Raw genomic sequence first — 17,663 nt, 5'->3', positions numbered from 1 at the left:
GTGAGGTGGAGTTCTACGGAGCGGGCGATTCCGGGGCGGTAAGCGAAGTCGCTTATGCCGTGCTTACAGTCCCACTCAGCGGTACAGAGATCGGATCTATTTGCCGTCTTTCCGGGTGAACTAGGGGCTTCCGCAGCCTTTCGGGGGTTCACATCGGATCTCTGTCTTCCTTAGAGTCCCGACGGTCCACACCTCAGCGAAGAGGAGTGCAAGATGCGCCGCCAGCCACTCCGGGCCCTCGTGGCCCTCGTCATCGCGACCACCGCGCTGGGCGTCACGCCCGCCGCCGCGGAAGCGGCTCCACCGCCCACCGGACCCGGGACCGACTACGCCTACGACGACCCGTTCACCGCCGACCGGACGCGCTGGTGGCGCGAAGACCGGTTCGGCCAGTTCATCCACTTCGGCGCGTACTCCCAGTTGCAAGGGAAGTACCAGCGCCCGGACGGAACCGTGTGCCAGGACGCGGAATGGATCCAGCGGAACTGTCAGATCCCGCGCGCCGAATACGAGCAGATCGCCGCGAAGTTCAACCCCGCCGGATTCGACGCGAACGCCATCGCGCAAACCGCGAAGGACGCGGGCCAGAAGTACGTGGTGATCACCTCGAAACATCACGAGGGCTACGCGATGTGGCCGACCAAGGTCAACAAGTTCAACCTGCGCGACCATTCGTCCTTCGACAAGAACCGTGACATCCTCGCCGAACTGAAACGCGCCACGGCCGCGCGGGACGTCAAACTCGGTTTCTACTACTCGATCTGGGACTGGCACGATCCCGACTTCCCGGATCCGGCGACGTTCCCGAAGTACAAGGAGCGGATGTACGCCCAGCTCAAGGAACTCGTCGACAACTACCATCCGGCGGTGCTGTGGTTCGACGGCGAATGGAGCGCCGACCGCCCCAACAACCCGTGGACCGAAAAGGACGGCGAGGAGTTGGAGGCCTATGTTCGCGGCCTCGATCCGTCCATTGTGGTCAACAACCGGGTCGGCAAACGCCGCGTGGTCGACGGTGACACCGGGACCCCCGAACAGGAGATCCCGGACAAGCCCGTCGACGGACAGCTGTGGGAATCGTGCATGACCCTCAACGGCAGCTGGGGTTACACGGATTGGGACCACAACTGGAAATCCCCGGCGGATCTGACCAGGAAACTGCTTTCGATCGCCGGTCGAAGCGGCAATTTCCTGCTCAATGTCGGACCTGATCGCAACGGGCGCGTCCCGCAGGAATCCGTCGACCGGCTGAAGCAGATGGGTCAGTGGCTGCGGACGGCCAAGCAGTCTTCCGCGGTTTACGGCGCGAGCGCACCGGGCCTGGTCGCGGAACCGGGCTGGGGCGTGGTGAGCCGTCGCGGCGACAAGCTTTACGCGTCGGTCTTCGACTGGCCCGCTTCCGGCGGTTCGCTGACGCTCGACGCGTTGGCCCCGTTCCGGGTTCGCGACGCACGGGTCCTCGGCAGCGGGCAGCGCGTGAAGGTGGAGCAGTCGTCCGGAAGCGTGAAGCTCACGCCGTCGGGCGGCCGGACTAACGACATCGCGACCGTCATCGAACTGAGTGTCGATCCGCTGCCCCAGGCTCCTGTCGGCCGCGGGACCGGGCTGACCGCGGAGTACTGGCCGAACATGGACTTCACCGGGACGCCGGCCGTGCGCCGGGTCGAACCGGGCGTGAACCACAACTGGAAGTTCACCGGATCGCCCGACGCGAAGATCCCGGCGGAAGCGTTCTCGTCGCGCTGGAGCGGTCAGGTCACCGCGCGCGACACCGGGAAGTACACGTTCACCACGGTCTCCGACGACACCGTGCGGCTGTGGGTCGACGGGAAACTCCTGATCGACAACATGACCCCGCACGGCCCGAGTGTCGACAAAGCGACCATCGACCTGGTCGCCGGGAAGTCGTACGCGATCCGGCTCGAACAGACCGAACGAGGGGGCGAGGCGTCGATGAAGCTGCTGTGGTCCAGCCCGAACACCCCTCAGCAGGTGATCCCGGCCCGGCAGTTGCACCCGGCAGGCTGATCCACGCTTATCCCGTGCTTACCCCCTCCCGGGGCAGACTGACCTGGTGAGAGTGCTGGTGGTGGAGGACGAGCGGCTCCTGGCGGACACGATCGCCGAGGGCCTGCGACGGTTCTCGATGGCCGTCGACGTCTGCTACGACGGCGAACAGGCCCTGGACCGGGTGGGGGTGCACGGTTACGACGTCGTCGTGCTCGACCGGGACCTCCCGGTCGTGCACGGCGACGACGTCTGCGCCGCGGTGCTCGAAACCGGCGGCGAGGCGCGGGTCCTCATGCTGACGGCCGCCGCCGACGTCACCGACCGGGTCGCCGGGCTGGGCCTCGGCGCCGACGACTACCTGACGAAACCGTTCGCGTTCGCCGAACTCGTCGCGCGGGTGCAGGCGCTGTCCCGGCGCGCGCGGCCGGCGCTGCCGCCGGTTCTGGAACGCGACGGCGTCGTCCTCGATCTCCCCCGGCATCAGGCGTCGCGCGATGGCCGGTTCCTTCCCTTGTCCCCCAAGGAATTCGCGGTACTGGAGGTGCTCATGCGCGCCGAAGGGGCCGTGGTCAGCGCGGAAGAACTGCTGGAGAAGGCGTGGGACGAGCACGCGGATCCGTTCACGAACGCCGTCCGGGTGGCGATGATGACGTTGCGGCGCAAGCTCGGTGAGCCGCCGCTGATCGAGACCGTGCCCGGCGCCGGTTACCGGCTCGGCTCGTGAAACCGCTCCGGCTGTCGGTCCGCACCAAGCTGACGGCGCTCTACGGCGGGGCGTTCCTGCTCGTCGGGCTCGCGCTGCTGATCGTCAACTACCTGCTGGTGAGTTCGACGCTGCCGGATTCGGCCGCGTTCGCGACCGACAGCATGGCGGGCGTCGCGGTCCAGCGCGCCTACCCGATGGAAACGACGAGCATCCTGCCCGCCGAACGCGCACAGGCCACGCAACTGGTCGCGACCTCACTCAGCGAGTACCGCTCGGACGTCCTTTCCACCCTGCTGTGGCAGTCGCTGGTGGCGCTGGCGATCGCCGGTGCGCTCGCGGTGCTGCTCGGCTGGCTGATGGCGAGCCGCGTGCTGCGGCCACTGCACGCGATCACCTCGACCGCGCGGAAACTCGAGATCGAGAACCTCGACCGGCGGATCGACCTCGACGGCCCGGACGACGAACTCAAGGAGCTCGCGGACACCTTCGACGGCATGCTCGACCGGCTCGCCGTGTCGTTCGAGAGCCAGAAGCGTTTCGTCGCCAACGCCTCCCACGAGCTGCGGACCCCGCTGGCGGTGCAGCGCACGCTGGTCGAGGTGGCGATGGCCGATCCCGACGTCAGCCCGGAGGTCCGGAAACTCGGCGAACACCTGATCTACACCAACGAACGCAGCGAGCGGATGATCGAAGGCCTCCTGGTGCTCGCGCGCAGTGACCGCGGCCTGGCCGCGCGCACCCCCGTCCGGCTGGACGAGGTCGTGGCGACGGTGCTCCGCTCGGCGGCGGCCATGGCCGAGGAGGCGGGCGTCACCGTCGAGTCGCGGCTGCGGCCACGGACGGTGTCCGGCGATCCGGTGCTGCTGGAGCGGCTGGGCACGAACCTCGTGCACAACGCCATCACCTACAACCGCGAGGGCGGCTGGATCCACGTCGACCTCGGGGGCGATCCGGCCCTGGTGGTGCGCAACACCGGCCCGCGGGTGCCGTTCGACGCCGTACCCGCGCTGTTCGAGCCGTTCCGGCGGCTTTCGGGCGACCGGACCGGCGACTCCCGCAACGCCGGGCTCGGGCTGTCGATCGTCCGGTCCATCGCCAAGGCGCACGGCGGGAGCGCGGGCGCGGAACCCGGCGGCCGGGGCGGCGGACTGATCGTCCGGGTGCGGCTGCCGTAGATTCCCCCGATCGTGACTGTGCGTGTCCAGCGCGTCACACGGCGGCCCGCGTCTTGCTCCAGCAGAATGCACTTGCTGCCATGAACAAAATAGTGAGCAGGACACATGACATCGGCGCGCCTCACACGTCAAGCCGACGCGCCGGATTACCGTGAACACCCACAAAGGTGAAGAGCAGGGGAGGCGAGAATGCGAGCGCTACGGGTGGTCGGGCTGCACGAGGACGGTAAGTCCATCGTGTGCGAGGACCCGGCGAGCCGCACGCGTTTCCTGCTCCCCGCGGATGAGAGGCTGCGAGCGGCGGCGAGGGGTGACATCACCCGCCTCGGCCAGATCGAGATCGAGTTGGAGAGCCAGATGCGGCCACGCGAGATCCAGGCGCGAATCCGGGCCGGTGAGTCCGTGGAGCAGGTCGCGAGCAGCGCCGGCGTCAGCGTCCAGCGCGTCGAGCGGTTCGCGTACCCGGTCCTGCTCGAACGCTCGCGCACCGCGGAGCTGGCCCAGCGGGCGCACCCGGTCCGCGAAGACGGCCCCGACGTGCAGACGCTCGGCGAGGTCATGGCGCACTCGTTCGGTCTCCGCGGTCACGACTACAGCCAGGCGACCTGGGACTCCTGGCGCGGCGACGACGGCAAGTGGGTCGTCGTGCTGTGCTGGAAGGCCGGCCGCTCGGACAACCGCGCGCACTGGTCGTTCTCCCCGGGCGCGCACGGCGGCACCGTGCAGGCGCTCGACGAGAACGCCGAAGTCCTGCTCAACCCCAACGCCTACCGTGCCCCGCGCACGGTGCGGGCACTGGATCCCGGCAGGGACGCGGTTATCCAGCCCACTTTGGATTCGGTCCCCGACGAGCCGGTCGCGAAGGTGATCGACGCGCCGATAGCGGAGCCTGACGAAGACGTGGATCCCCCGGCTGACGAGCCGGAGGAAGTGCCGGAGCCCGCTCCGCGCGCGAAGGGGAAGAAGAACCACCCCATCGTCCCATCCTGGGAAGACGTCTTACTGGGCGTCCGCTCACAAAGAGGTTGAATTCGCACGTAGTGGCCCCTTCCGGTGGAGGGGCCATTACGTGCGTCCGGGGACCTGCGCGATCAGCGATTTCGGCGCCACCAGGCAGTACGCGTCGGTGACGATCTGTCCGATCTCGGCCCAGTCGACGTCGAGGTCCAGCCGCACGCCGAGCCAGCCCCGATGTCCGACGTACGGCGGCCGGAAGAACCGCTCCGGCTCGGCGCCCGCCAGTTCCTCCCGTGCCCCGGGCGGGGCCGGGCACCAGAAGGCCACCATGTCGTCGTGATGACGGCCGGCGAACATGACGAACGTCTTCTTGCCGCGCACGAACCACGTCGGCTCGCCGTGGCTGAGCCGCTCGGAGGTCTCCGGCAGCGCGAGACACAGCCGTCTCAGTGAAATCAACGGGTCTCCTGCCATGGGATCAGTATCCTCGGATCGGGGGGATCTCATGCAGGATTGGCTGACCAGGACTACCCGGCTGCGTGCCGAGGTGTTCGTCGGGACCCCGTACGTCCACGTGTCGCCGGGGGAATGGCAGCTCGACCCCGACAGCCTCCGCGGGATCGCCCGCGGCAACGGCTACCTGGAAATCCCGCCGATGTTCCAGGGCTGCCTGAGCTTCCAGTTCGCGCCGCAGCACTTCCCGCCGATCACCCCTTTCGACGGGCCCGATCAGCCGAACGCGGACCGGGAACGCTGGCTGCTGAACCGTCTCAGCGGCGACAACGTCTGGATCAGCCTCAAACACGCCAACCTGTCCGCCCGCCGCGTCGCCGAGATCGCCGCAACGGAAGGTCTGCGCGTCGCGGCCGATTTCGCCGACCCGACCGACCGGGTCCTCCTGCTCAGCCGCGACCCCGCCCCGCCGCGACTGCCTTTGCCGATTCCCTCGGGCTCCTGGCGATTCCGCTATTCCTGGCTGAACCGCCTCGGGCCCGCCACGGTCTTCGTCCTCTTGGGTACCGCGGCCGTGGTCGTCGGCGCACCGGTGGAATTCGAAAGCCCGATTGCCAACCTGCTGTTCCTGGCCGCGTTCGTCGGCGCCATCCCGGCCGCCTTCGTCACCAATCTGTTCCCGCGCACCACCCGGGTCGGCTGGCTCGCTTGGGAATTCAACGGCCTTCCCCACGTGCAATTCCCGGTGCGCACGTTCGGGGTTTCCGTGGACCTGGCCGCGAAGATCGCCTGGTATCACGGTTACGTCCTCTGTGGGCACACGGCGACACAGGCGAGCGGGCCCATCCTGAAGTTCTACAAACGCGCCTGATTCGGTAATCCCTGGCGCGGGGGTCGTGAGTGTTAAGTAGCGTTCTAACGACACTTGCCACTCACGACCCGCGTGTGGCGATGACCGGGTTCACCCTCTCCCCTACGCTCGGGAGCGGGGAGGGAGTCAGCGATGTATTTGTCACCGGACGGCATCCAGCCCGTCGAATTCGGGGTCGACTGGGCCTGTCGCCTCGGCACGTTGCGATACCTGCGGTTCACCGGCCTGCCTGTCGTCCACGTCTCCCCGGTCGAATGGCAGCTTGATCCGCAGACCATCCGGCAGGCCGCCCACGACCGCCGCTACATCGAAATCCCGCCCCCTGACCCGAGTGTGCTCAGCTTCCAGTACGCCCCCACCGCCTTTCCCGGAGCGCCGTTCCAGGGCTATCCCTCGGCCGGCCCTGCCCCCTCGCAGGCCCGGCGGCTGGCGAAGAAGATCAGCGGCAAGGACCGGGTATGGATCAGCCTCCGGGACTTCAAGCTGAGCCGCGAACACGTCGCCGAGATCGCGAGTCAAGCGCGGATGACCGTGGTGGCGGAGGTCGCCGACACCAGCGACCGGATCATGCTGCTCGCCCGGCCCGGGAGTCCGCCACCGGGTAGCGAGATCGCGAAGCCCCGGTTCCGGCCTGGATCGGCGGGCTTCTTCACCGCGGGCATCGTGACGACGATGGCCTTGGCGATCGCCGGGTGCGCCGTCGGCGCCTTGACCGAGCACATCTGGCTGACCATCGTGAGCGCCGTCCTCGGTTTGCCGTTGCTCTTGACCAGTGTCTATTGGATGCGCATGGCACCGAAGAGCGTTCGAGCGGGGTGGCTGGCAAGCAGGTTCAACGGGTCGAGGTCGGTGCAGTTTCATCCGGACGTGTTCGGTTTCACCTCGGATCTGGCCGCGCAGATAGCCGCTTCACACGGTTACTTCTATACCGCCTGGGCCAGGAAACCGAATGGTCACCCCATGGAGATGGTGTTCGTCCGCGGTGACGGCGAATCGACCGAGGGAACGAGCACGACCGATCGAACGTCGGAGAACGGTGACGTGAGGCGGTCTTGAACTGCCGAAAAGACGTACCAGAGGGGGGTACATGAGCGGGTACACGGTGAAAATCGCCGAGCTGGGCAAGCTCATCGGCGATCTGGAAACGGGCGCCGACCGCATGGCGGACGCGAACAGGAAACTCGCGGGTGGCGGCGCATGGGGAGCCCTGGGCAACGACGAACTGGCGAAATCCGGAATGGATTTCGAAGAAGCCTGGGAATTCGGCATCGGCAGGCTGGGCGACGCGGCGGAAAGCGTCACGGAAAGACTGAAAACCGCTCAGCAGAGGTACCAGAAGCTGGAGGCGGAATTCGGCGGTGGCCTGAACAAGTTCGCCGACCTGATCCCGGGCCCCGAAGGCGGTCAGGCACCCGTGCCTGGCGGCGGCTACACCGGTGGCATCACCGACATCCTCGGAGGCGGACGATGACCGGGAACCAGTACCCCGCGCTCGGCTTCGACCCGGCTCCCGGTGACGTCGGAGGCGTCGGCGACCTGGCCGGGAAATACCGCGCGGTCAGCCGCGACCTGGGCGAAGCGAACACCTGCCTGCACCAGATCGTCGCGAAGCAGGGCATTTGGACCGGTGAGGCCAGTGAGGCGTTCGCCCGCCGCCTCGGCCCGCTGCCCGAGTACCTGGACGGTGCCGCGCGTTCGATGGCGCAAGCCGCGGACGCCCTCGAAGGGTGGGCTCACGACCTCGGCGAGATGCAGCGGCAGGCGGTGGACCTCGAACGTCAGGCCAAGGCGGCCGCCCAGGCCGCCGAGCAGGCCCGCACCAATCCGGACTTCGCGCTGGCGAACCAGACCTTCACCGACCAGCGGTCCTTGCAGCTCGCGCAGACCCTCCTCGACAACGCCGGACGGCAGCTCCAGGCGGCCATCGACGGCTGTACGGCCGTCCAAGACGCCGCGAAGTCCCTGCTGGACCAGCACACGTCGGCCGCCGCACGCGTCGCGGACCTGTTGCGTAAGGCGAAGGAACTCGCCCCGGACGAGCCGGACCTGCTGGACGACGTGGTCAACGCGGTCACCGGCGTCGTCACGGACCTCGTGAACGCCAGCGCCGACGCCGTCGACGCGGCCTGGGACTTCGTCCAGGATCACGCCGAACTGCTGTCGAAGATGTCCGACGTCATGGGGGACATCGGAAACCTGCTCGGCGTCGCCAGCGATCTCCTCCCGTCTCCCGTCGGCGAGGTCACCAGCGTCGTCGCCGCGGGCTTCGGGGTGGCCGCGCTGGGCGGGCACTCCGTGGCGAAGGCGGCCGGTGCCGACGTCGCGCCCGAAACCCTGACCTTCGACGGAGTCGGTGCGCTGACCTCCCTGGTGGGGGTGATCCCCGGCGTTTCCGATACCGCGGTCAAGGTCGCCACTTTCGCCGGACTGGCCGGTTACGGCGCTCTCGGCGTCCAGATCGGCATGGACACCGCGGGTGAGATCCAGGGGCGCAAGTTCGAAGGCCCGATCGACGACTTCAAGAACTACTGGCGGCCCAAGGACGGCGCGCAATGGGCCATGGCCGGTTCGTCGATCATCTTCGGCGGAACGCCGCTGGCCGCGGTGGCCATGGGGAACGCCGTCGTGCAAGGCGCGGAGGAAGACCGCAAGAACGCGCAGGAGCGCGCGGAAGACAAGGCTTGGAGCTGATGACGGCGACCGGCGGAGCACCCGCCCTCCAGATCGATCTGCCACCGGGCTTCACCGGGATGCCGGTGACCGACGACGACACGATGAACGCGCGGCTCGCCTGGGGGATCAGCGAAAAGGTGGCGCCCCAGGCAGGCCGGTCCGTCGAGGACTTCGCCGCCGCGCTGATGGCGCTGACCCCGGGATTGCGGGAGAAGGGGGTCCGGGTCTTCGGCAAATTCGCCGCCGGCGACGGGCCGGAGTACCTGGCCACCCTGTCCCTCGGGGTGCTGCGCTGGCCCGCCGCGGACACGGAGATGCTCGCCCTGCGTCGCTTCGCGGTCGCCGATGCCCTGCTCGACGTGTACAAGCGAGAGCAGCCGCGAGCGGATGCCCGGCTGGTCCGGCTGCCGATCGGTCCGGCGATGGCCGCCGTCCACGCCGGTGAATTCCACGTACCACGCGAGTTCACCGGTCGCCCGACGGAAATCGTCCGTGTCCAAGCCAAGGTGGAGTACCGGATTCCCCTGCCCTCCGGCGAACACGTCGCGATCCTCGCGGTCACCGCCGAGTCCGAGGCGGCCTGGCCCGCGGTCGCCGAAGCCGCGTCCCGCGTCGCACACAGCCTTCGCACCGCCGATCCGGAGAACCGACCATGACCGAACTGAGCAATCCCCGGCTGATCGAGGAAATGCGCTGGCAACTGCGCGAGATCGAAGCGCGCAAGGCCGAGAACGCCAAGGCGCTGGCCGGACTCGCCGCGTCCGGCGGGGTGACCGAGGTGTCCTCTCCGGACGGGGCGGTGACGGTGACCGTCGGCCCCGGCGGTGTCATCGGCGAAGTCCGGCTCACCGGCAAGGCGATGGAGTCGAGCGCGAGCGCGCTCGGCGCGGCCATCACCGCGACCATCCACCGGGCGCTGACCGGTGAGCCCGCGCCTCGACCGCCACGACCGGCACCCGCGGAGGAGGAGCACGACGAGCCGGCCGACACCGTTTTCGATCTTTAGGCAGGTGAAGGTGATCGTGAGTGGCGATTCGTCTTCTCTTGAGAGGTAAGGCGAACTTGTCGTGGTGTGAATGCCTCCTTCCCTACTCAAGGGGTTCCGGCAAAGTCGGCATCGTGCAGGTCGGGCACCTCTTCGTCATGGTGCAGGTCGTCGATGAAGGAATTGGGACGTTGAGTGTCCCAATTCCTTCATGGACGCGGGGCACACTCGGTTGCGAAGCTTGATCAACAGAGGATCAGGGGCCTGACCACCAGCCCCACCACTCAGCGCAGCCGGGAGCCTATGAAGGCACTCCCTCTGGCTGTCGGCGCGCAGATGTGACCGCTAGTGAGGGGTGTGTGGATTCAGGGACATTGAACGTCCCTAAATCCACACACCCCTCACTGAAGGTCACATCTGCGCGTCAACAGCCACAGTGAGTGACCCCATGGGGCCGCCCACGCTACGGCGCCCGCCATGTTTGCCTTACCCAGCCACGTTCGACGTCTAGAAGACGACGATCAGCACGCCGATCCACGCGATCACGATGCCCGCGGCGGCACCGAAGGACGCCCACCGCACGATCGGCACCCGCCGCGCGAGCCACAGCGACGGCGTGATCCCGGCGGTCACGACGGCGGAGGCGATGAGCGCGAGCCAGCCGTTGGTCTCCCGCGCGAGGGTGTTCGCCAGCGCCAGCATGGCCACGACGACCACGGCCGCGACGAACGCGGAGACGGTCAGGCCGGTCAGCCACGGTGTCGGTTCCCCGGCGGGGTCCGGCGTGCCGAAGAGCCGCCGCGCGAGTTCGCTGCGGGGTGCGGGGGCGGGCGGGTCGACGATGACGCCTTCGCCCGAGACGGGGTCGACGAACCGGACCGAGGTGCCCATCGCGGCGGCGAGGCGCTGGGCGAGCTGGCGGCCTCGCTGGGAAACGACGGAACCGGCTTCGGCGCCGGAATCGCCGGGACGGGCGGCGGAGCCGACGGCGGACGCGACGCGTGCCCATTCGTGCAGCGCCTGAGCGAGGTCTGAACCAATCGCGAGGGAGTGCGGGTCCACCTCGCGCGCGCTTTCGCCGCCGGGCCCGGCCAGCACCGCGCGCCCCTCACGGATCCGCAATTCCATGGGTTCTCCTCTTATTCGCTCATCGCTCACGATAGCGGTGGACGCGTCTCGTAGAACGCGATCGCGGCCGCCGTGGCGACGTTCAGCGAATCGACGCCCTCCGGCATCGGGATCCGCACCGCGACATCGGCGGCGGCGATCGCCGCTTCGGTCAGGCCGGGGCCTTCCGCGCCCAGCATCAGCGCGACCTTCCCCGGGGTCCGGTCCCGTAACTCGCGCAGCGAAACGGAATCCGCACGAGGGGTGAGGGCCGCGACGCGGAAACCGTTTTCCCGCAGCAGGTCCAGGTCATCGGGCCAAGACCCGAAGGTGGCGAACGGGACGCGCAGGACATGGCCCATCGAAACGCGGACGCTGCGCCGGTACAGCGGGTCGGAACATCCCGCGCCGAGCAGGATGCCGTCGACGCCCAGCGCGGCCGCGTTGCGGAACAGCGCGCCGAGATTCTCGTGGTCGCCGACACCTTCGAGCACCGCGAGCACGCGGGCGCCGTCGATGACGTCCTCGACCGGCGGCGGCGGGACGGGCCGGTCCGCGACGGCCAGTATCCCGCGGTTCAGGTGGAAGCCGACGACGTCGGCCATCGTCTCGGCCGAGGTCACGTAGCCGGGGACGTCGACGCCGTCGAGTTCGGCGCCCAATTCCCGGAACCGCCGCTCCACGCCGAGCAGCGCGCGTACCGGATACCGGGAGCGGAGGAGCCGCTCGACCACGACGGTGCCTTCGGCGATTACAAGGCCACGCCCACCTGGTCTATCCGGACGCCGATCGGCTGTGGACAAGTCGCGGAAATCGTCCAGGCGGGGGTCGCCGGAATCGTCGATGGTGATCAGTTCAGCCACCGGGAGAGTGTGTCATCCGCCCCCTGCGCGGCTGCTGCGTCCGAACGTCCAGCGGCAGGTGGTACGAACGGGTTCTTTTTGCTGTAAGTTAACCCCTAGTGACAGAGAGCACCAGTTTGGCCGCTAGCCGGGTGGCGGCGGAGCGTGAAACCGTTGGGCCGCCTGGCAGTCCCGCCTGGAACCCCGCGGATCGTGGCCAAGAGGAGCTCGACGAACATGGGTAAGGATCTTTCGGCGGACCCGTTCAAACCGCAAGATCGCGGACGGTACCGCCGGAAAGTCCAACGCTGCCTCGACACCCTCGCCCGTATGCTCACCGACGGGAGTTTTTCCTTCCCGCGCAAGAACATCGGCCTCGAGGTCGAACTCAATCTCGTCGACGAGGAAATGCGCCCGTCGATGACGAACACGCTGGTGCTCGAAGCACTGAACGATCCGTCCTTCACCACCGAACTCGGCCAGCACAACCTGGAGCTCAACGTGCCGCCGCGGCCGCTGGCCGGCGAGTCCGCGCTCCAGCTGGAGGACGATCTCCGCGCGTACCTGGGCGCCGCCTCACGCAAGGCCGAGGAATCCGGGGCCTCGCTGGCGATGATCGGCATCCTCCCCACACTGCGGCACGAGCACTTCGACCAGAAGTGGCTCACCAACAACGCCCGGTATTCGCTGCTCAACGACCGGATCTTCGCCGCGCGCGGCGAGCGCACCGTGCTCTCGATGGAGGGCGCGCCGCTGCCCGGCAGGCAGCCCGAGCGGCTGCGCAGTTACTCCGAATCGATCCTTCCCGAGGCCGCCTGCACCTCGGTCCAGCTGCACCTGCAGGTCGCGCCGGAGGAGTTCGCGGCGCATTGGAACGCGGCGCAGGCGCTGGCGGGCGTGCAGATCGCGATCGGCGCGAACTCGCCGTTCCTGCTCGGCAAGGCGCTCTGGCACGAAACCCGGATCCCGCTGTTCCTGCAGGCCACGGACACCCGGCCGGAGGAGCTGAAGAACCAGGGCGTCCGGCCGAGGGTGTGGTTCGGCGAGCGGTGGATCACCTCGATCTTCGACCTGTTCGAGGAGAACGTCCGGTATTTCCCCGGGCTGCTGCCCGAGACCGACACCGAGGACCCGATCGAAGCGCTCGACTCCGGCCAGGCCCCGAAGCTCAGCGAACTGCGGATGCACAACGGCACCGTCTGGCGCTGGAACCGGCCGGTCTACGACGTCGTCGACGGCCTGCCGCATCTGCGGGTGGAGAACCGCGTGCTGCCCTCCGGCCCGACCGTCGTCGACATGGTCGCGAACGCCGCCTTCTTCTACGGCGCGCAGCGGGCCTTGGCCGAGGCCGACCGTCCAGTGTGGACTCAGATGTCGTTCCAGGCGGCCGAGGAGAACATGTACGCGGGGGCGCGCCGGGGTTTCGACGCGCAGCTGTACTGGCCGGGTATCGGCTGGATCCCGCCGGACGAGCTGGTGCTGCGGGTCCTGCTGCCCCTGGCACACGAGGGATTACGCCGATCGGATGTCTCGGACGAGGCGAGAGAGCGTTATCTGGGCATCATCGAGCAGCGGTGCCTGACCAGGCGGACCGGGGCGGCGTGGCAGCGGGAGTACGTCCTGCGCGCGGAGGAGCGCGGCGCCGAACGGGAGACCGCGCTGAACCGGATGCTGAACCGGTACCTGGAGCTGTCGGCCACCGAGACGCCGGTGCACACCTGGTCGCTGGAGGCTTAGAGTTTCCCTCCAGGGAGGTGGCTCTTGCCCAAGATCATCGGCCGGTCGCTGGAGGAACACCGGCGCGAGGTCCGCAGCAGGGTGTTCGACGTCCTGCGCGGGCAGCTGTACGAGCGCGGATTCGACGCGATCACGCTCGCGGGTGTCGCCGCCGAAGCGGGCCTCGGCCGGACGGCGATGTACAACCACTTCCCCGACAAGGAAAGCCTGCTGGTCGCCTTCGTCGAGGACGAGGCGACGCGCTACGTCGAACGGCTGAAGGCGGCCGTCGCCACCGCCGACACCCCGGTCGCGAAGCTGGCGACGTTCGTCCGGCTGCAACTGCGGGTGCTGGCCGAGTACCACCTGCCACCCGGAACGGCGCTCGCGTCGGCTCTGGCACCCGCCGCGTACCGGCGGATCAGCGCGCACGCCGACCCGATCACCGACCAGCTTCGCGAGATCCTCGCCGTGGGCGTGCCGGACGAGGATCCGGAGCTGATGATCCCGATGATCACGGCCGCGCTGGGCAGCCGCCAGGTCGTCGACGTACCACCCGAACGGCTGGATGACGCGATCGAGGGAGCCGTCCGGTTCGTGCTCAGGGCGGTGGGGATGGCGGACGACCGGGAAAACCTCGGAAATTAGGGTGGCCTAACCCGCAGTTGTGCCTTACGCTCTTTCTGACAGCATGTCAGATCGATGCTTGGAGGCTCTTTCCATGCCGGTGACCACCGACGTCGAATCCGGGCCCTTTTCCGCGACCCTGCGCGCCTCCACCCTGCCCGCCCACGAACGGGCCAACCACTCCGTGTACATGAACGCGCTGCTCGGCGGCGAACTCTCGCTCGAGGGGTACACCAGGCTGGCCATCCAGTACTACTTCATCTACCAGGCCATCGAGCGTGCCGCCGACAAGCTGGCGAAGGACCCCGTGGCAGGCAAGTTCGTCTTCGAGGAGCTGCGGCGGCTGCCCAGCCTCGAACGCGATCTCGAACACCTCGTCGGCCCGGACTGGCGCGAGACCGTTCGCCCACTGCCCTCGACCGAGCGGTACGCGCGGCGCGTGGCCGAGGCGTCGAACTGGTCCGGGGGCTTCGTGGCCCACCACTACACGCGCTACCTCGGCGACATCGCCGGGGGGCAGGTCATCCGGCGGCTGCTGGAGCGCAAGTACGGGGTGAGCGAGGCGGGTTCGCTGTTCTACCACTTCGACCAGCTGGGCAGCGCGCCCAAGTTCCGGGACAACTACCGCGAGCAGCTGAACTCGGCGCCGTGGACCGAGGACGAGCGCGCGCGGCTGATCGACGAGGCGATCGAGGCCTTCGAGTGCAACATCGCGGTGTTCGACGAGCTGGCGAGCGAGCTGGACTCCTATCGGGCGGCCTGATCCAGGGTGTCGACGGCCGAGATCGCCGTCACACCTCGTTGACCTCCACCTAACTGGAGCTAGCAAGGTGGGTTTCAAGCGGTCGCCCTAACGGGTACAGCCGCTACGGACGGGTCGTTCCACCTGGGGAGAAACGCGGCGCCCCCGGTCGCCGCAAACGGGTGAAGACGACTAAGTTCGTCACTGGAAGCTTGTGTCGAAGAAAGAAGGAGGGCCGATGGCCCGCTACGTGCTCCCCGATCTCGACTATGACTACAGCGCCCTGGCGCCGCACATCTCGGGCGAGATCAACGAGCTGCACCACAGCAAGCACCACGCGACCTACGTCAAGGGCGCGAACGACACGCTCGACAAGATCGCCGAAGCCCGTGAGGCCGGCAATTTCGGCGACATCGTCGGCCTGCAGACGACGCTGGCGTTCCACCTCGCGGGACACGCCAACCACGTCGTGTGGTGGAAGATCCTCTCCCCGGAAGGCGGCGACAAGCCGACCGGCGAGCTGGCCTCCGCGATCGACGAGGCGTTCGGCTCCTTCGACAAGTTCAAGGCGCAGTTCACCGCTGTCGCCACCACGATCCAGGGCAACGGCTGGGCCGCGCTCTCCTGGGACCCGATCGGCAAGACGCTGATCACCCAGCAGCTGCGTGACCACCACAACAACCTGGTCCTGCCGACCACGCCGATCCTGCTGGTCGACGTCTGGGAGCACGCGTTCTACCTGGACTACAAGAACGTGAAGCCGAAGTACGTCGAGGCCCTGTGGAACATCTTCAACTGGGCTGAGATCTCCAAGCGGTTCGACAACGCCGTCGCCGGTGGCAACGGCCTGCTGCTTGGCTGACTTCTCACCACGAAACGGGGCTCTCCCTTCCGGGGAGGGCCCCGTTCTTCATTTTCCGCGAAGCTTGACCTCCAGCGAAGTCGAGGTGTCAAGGTGAACACATGGACGTCGACGCATACCTCGATCGCCTCGGTCTGGACCGCCCCGCCACCGCGGACGTCGCCGCACTGCGGGTACTGCAGGAGCGCCACCTCGCGGTGGTGCCGTTCGAAAACCTGAGCATCCACCTCGGCGAGCCGATCGTCCTGGACACCGACGCGCTGTTCGACAAGATCGTCCGGCGGCGCCGCGGCGGCTTCTGTTACGAGCTGAACGGCCTGTTCGCCGCGTTGCTGCGGGAGCTGGGGTTCGACGTCACCCTGAAGTCGGCGAAGGTGTTCCGGCCGGACGGCACCCTGGGCCCGCCGTTCGACCACGCGACGATCCGCGTCGACCTGGACGAGCCGTGGCTGGCCGACGTCGGCTTCGGCCGGTTTAGCCGGTTCCCGCTGCGGCTGACCGCCACCGAGGCGCAGGCCGACCCGGACGGCGAGTTCCTGATCCTCGACGCGCCTTACGGCGACATCGACGTCCTGCTGGACGGCAAGCCCCAGTTCCGCATCGAACAGCGACCGCGGGACCTGGACGAATTCATCCCGACGGCGTTCTGGCAGTCGACGTCACCGGATTCGCATTTCACGCGGAAACCGGCCTGTTCACTGCCGGGCGCACACGGCCGCGTCACGCTGGCGGGCGACAAGCTCATCGTCACGACCCATGGCGTCCGCGAGGAGACCGAACTTTCGGGCGACCAGGACATCCTCGACGCTTACCGGAAGGAGTTCGGGATCGAACTCGACCGGGTGCCGGGACGGCCTTGACCGGATCGGCGGGGTCATCGACCATGAACCCCCGGCATGAACGAAGCCCCGCCTCCGGGGGTAACCCGGCTGCGGGGCTTCGTCCGTTCCCGAACTGACTGCCGCTCCCACCACGAAGCGGACATGTATGAGGTTAGCCTAACCTCATCTTCTCCGGCAAGGGGTATGGCCGGGAGACTCCGATCTCACCCTTATGAGTGACGGCAGACTGTTTCCATGAGTCTTCTGACTGGCAAGGCCGTGGTGATCACCGGCTCCGGACAGGGCCTGGGCAGCGCTTTCGCGCGCCACGCCGCCGCGCACGGGGCCGCGGTCGTGGTGAACGACGTGGACGCCGACCTCGCGCACGAGGTCGCGGGCGAGATCCGCGCGCGGGGCGGGCGCGCCGTGTCCCACGTCGGCTCGGTCGCCGATCCCGGACAGGCCGCCGGGCTGATCGACCGGTGTGTCACCGAGTTCGGCACGCTCGACGGCCTGGTCAACAACGCGGGCGTCAACTACCGCGCGGATCCCTGGGACGACGACCCCGTCCGGATGCGCGAGGTGGTCGAGGTCAACGTGCTGGGCCCGCTGTTCTGCGGGACGGCGGCGGCGAAGGTGCTGCGCGAGCGGGGCGGCGGCGTGATCGTGAACGTGGGCTCCGGCTCGATGATCGGCCAGCGGCGCGCGGCCGCGTACTCGGCCTCGAAGGGCGCCGTCGCCTCCATGACCGCCTCGTGGGCGGCCGACCTGACCGCGCACGGCATCCGCGTCAACGCCGTCGCGCCGGTGGCCTGGACGCGGATGGCCCGGAACGACCCGAGCGTCGTCCAGACTCCGCAGCACACGCCGGACAGGGTGGCTCCGCTGGTGACGTACTTGCTCAGCGACCTTTCGGCGGGCATCACCGGGCAGATCCTGCGGTTCCGCGGCGACATCCTGTGCGTACTGCGCCAGACTGCGATCAAGGACCCCGTCCTCGAACGGGAAGCGTGGAGCGTCGAAGACATCGCGAACGCCCTCGACGGGGACCTGAAGGAAGCGCTGGAGCCGCCTCCCACGTCCAGATGGAAGTAGCCGCTCCGCTGGGTCTCGTGA

Annotated in this window: 19 protein-coding genes; 16 read left to right on the top strand and 3 right to left on the bottom strand. The window is 68.1% G+C overall.

Translation table 11 applies throughout. The features are described from left to right. Positions 1-213: 213 nt before the first annotated feature. From SD37_RS04190 to sepH, 4 genes are all read left to right on the top strand, one after another. A complete protein-coding gene (locus SD37_RS04190) occupies positions 214-2,028 on the top strand; it encodes an alpha-L-fucosidase (protein WP_044853904.1) in 1,815 nt (604 codons plus the stop codon). A gap of 46 nt (positions 2,029-2,074) precedes the next feature. Further along, positions 2,075-2,734 carry a response regulator transcription factor gene (locus tag SD37_RS04185; RefSeq protein WP_044853903.1) on the top strand — a complete coding sequence of 220 codons (660 nt, stop codon included), beginning with the start codon at positions 2,075-2,077 and terminating at the stop codon, positions 2,732-2,734. Next, entirely contained in the window at positions 2,731-3,891 is a 1,161-nt protein-coding gene (locus SD37_RS04180; RefSeq protein WP_065912746.1) for an ATP-binding protein, read from the top strand. Before SD37_RS04185 ends, SD37_RS04180 begins: the two co-directional genes overlap by 4 nt. 189 nt (positions 3,892-4,080) lie before the next feature. Next, the gene (gene sepH, locus SD37_RS04175) at positions 4,081-4,920 is read left to right on the top strand and encodes a septation protein SepH (RefSeq protein WP_037317943.1); all 840 of its coding nucleotides are present in this window, start codon (positions 4,081-4,083) and stop codon (positions 4,918-4,920) included. Between the two features lie 36 nt (positions 4,921-4,956). Here sepH and SD37_RS04170 read toward each other — a convergent pair whose 3' ends face one another. Further along, a complete protein-coding gene (locus SD37_RS04170) occupies positions 4,957-5,322 on the bottom strand; it encodes an MmcQ/YjbR family DNA-binding protein (protein WP_044853901.1) in 366 nt (121 codons plus the stop codon). A gap of 31 nt (positions 5,323-5,353) precedes the next feature. Between SD37_RS04170 and SD37_RS04165 the strand changes: the two genes are divergently transcribed. From SD37_RS04165 to SD37_RS04140, 6 genes are all read left to right on the top strand, one after another. Further along, entirely contained in the window at positions 5,354-6,172 is an 819-nt protein-coding gene (locus tag SD37_RS04165) for a hypothetical protein (RefSeq protein WP_044853900.1), read from the top strand. A 132-nt stretch (positions 6,173-6,304) separates the two neighbouring features. After that, positions 6,305-7,228 (top strand): hypothetical protein, encoded by a 924-nt coding sequence (locus SD37_RS04160; protein WP_044853899.1) that lies wholly within the window; start codon positions 6,305-6,307, stop codon positions 7,226-7,228. A gap of 31 nt (positions 7,229-7,259) precedes the next feature. Continuing rightward, on the top strand, positions 7,260-7,643 hold the full coding sequence (locus SD37_RS04155; RefSeq protein ID WP_052675065.1) for a hypothetical protein: 384 nt from the start codon (positions 7,260-7,262) through the stop codon (positions 7,641-7,643). After that, positions 7,640-8,863: a putative T7SS-secreted protein gene (locus SD37_RS04150; RefSeq protein ID WP_044853898.1), complete on the top strand. Its 1,224-nt coding sequence runs from the start codon at positions 7,640-7,642 to the stop codon at positions 8,861-8,863. The genes SD37_RS04155 and SD37_RS04150 overlap by 4 nt, the downstream gene beginning before the upstream one ends. Beyond that, positions 8,863-9,501 carry a hypothetical protein gene (locus SD37_RS04145; RefSeq protein WP_044854069.1) on the top strand — a complete coding sequence of 213 codons (639 nt, stop codon included), beginning with the start codon at positions 8,863-8,865 and terminating at the stop codon, positions 9,499-9,501. The genes SD37_RS04150 and SD37_RS04145 overlap by 1 nt, the downstream gene beginning before the upstream one ends. Beyond that, positions 9,498-9,851 (top strand): hypothetical protein, encoded by a 354-nt coding sequence (locus SD37_RS04140; RefSeq protein WP_044853897.1) that lies wholly within the window; start codon positions 9,498-9,500, stop codon positions 9,849-9,851. The genes SD37_RS04145 and SD37_RS04140 overlap by 4 nt, the downstream gene beginning before the upstream one ends. Before the next feature lie 486 nt (positions 9,852-10,337). Here the strand turns inward: SD37_RS04140 and SD37_RS04135 are convergent, their stop codons facing one another. Further along, positions 10,338-10,958, bottom strand: a complete 621-nt coding sequence (locus SD37_RS04135; RefSeq protein ID WP_044853896.1) for a DUF2537 domain-containing protein — start codon at positions 10,956-10,958, stop codon at positions 10,338-10,340. A gap of 26 nt (positions 10,959-10,984) precedes the next feature. Continuing rightward, entirely contained in the window at positions 10,985-11,800 is an 816-nt protein-coding gene (locus SD37_RS04130) for a TrmH family RNA methyltransferase (RefSeq protein ID WP_044853895.1), read from the bottom strand. 216 nt (positions 11,801-12,016) lie between these two features. On the opposite strand from SD37_RS04130, the gene SD37_RS04125 reads away from it, so the two are divergent. The 6 genes from SD37_RS04125 (at position 12,017) to SD37_RS04100 (ending at position 17,642) form a co-directional block, all read left to right on the top strand. Further along, the gene (locus SD37_RS04125; RefSeq protein WP_044853894.1) at positions 12,017-13,516 is read left to right on the top strand and encodes a glutamate-cysteine ligase family protein; all 1,500 of its coding nucleotides are present in this window, start codon (positions 12,017-12,019) and stop codon (positions 13,514-13,516) included. A gap of 24 nt (positions 13,517-13,540) precedes the next feature. Then, positions 13,541-14,143, top strand: coding sequence for a TetR/AcrR family transcriptional regulator (locus SD37_RS04120; protein ID WP_044853893.1), 603 nt, complete (start codon positions 13,541-13,543; stop codon positions 14,141-14,143). Between the two features lie 73 nt (positions 14,144-14,216). Then, on the top strand, positions 14,217-14,885 hold the full coding sequence (locus tag SD37_RS04115; RefSeq protein WP_044853892.1) for a biliverdin-producing heme oxygenase: 669 nt from the start codon (positions 14,217-14,219) through the stop codon (positions 14,883-14,885). A gap of 217 nt (positions 14,886-15,102) precedes the next feature. Next, the gene (locus SD37_RS04110; RefSeq protein ID WP_037317970.1) at positions 15,103-15,726 is read left to right on the top strand and encodes a superoxide dismutase; all 624 of its coding nucleotides are present in this window, start codon (positions 15,103-15,105) and stop codon (positions 15,724-15,726) included. 101 nt (positions 15,727-15,827) lie between these two features. Then, positions 15,828-16,586 (top strand): arylamine N-acetyltransferase family protein, encoded by a 759-nt coding sequence (locus SD37_RS04105; protein WP_044853891.1) that lies wholly within the window; start codon positions 15,828-15,830, stop codon positions 16,584-16,586. Positions 16,587-16,802: 216 nt separating this feature from the next. Beyond that, the gene (locus SD37_RS04100) at positions 16,803-17,642 is read left to right on the top strand and encodes an SDR family NAD(P)-dependent oxidoreductase (protein WP_044853890.1); all 840 of its coding nucleotides are present in this window, start codon (positions 16,803-16,805) and stop codon (positions 17,640-17,642) included. Positions 17,643-17,663: the final 21 nt, after the last annotated feature.

The organism is Amycolatopsis orientalis, assembly GCF_000943515.2.
In the GTDB taxonomy this organism is placed as follows: Bacteria; Actinomycetota; Actinomycetes; order Mycobacteriales; family Pseudonocardiaceae; genus Amycolatopsis; species Amycolatopsis orientalis.
This window is presented reverse-complemented; position numbering and strand designations above follow the sequence as displayed.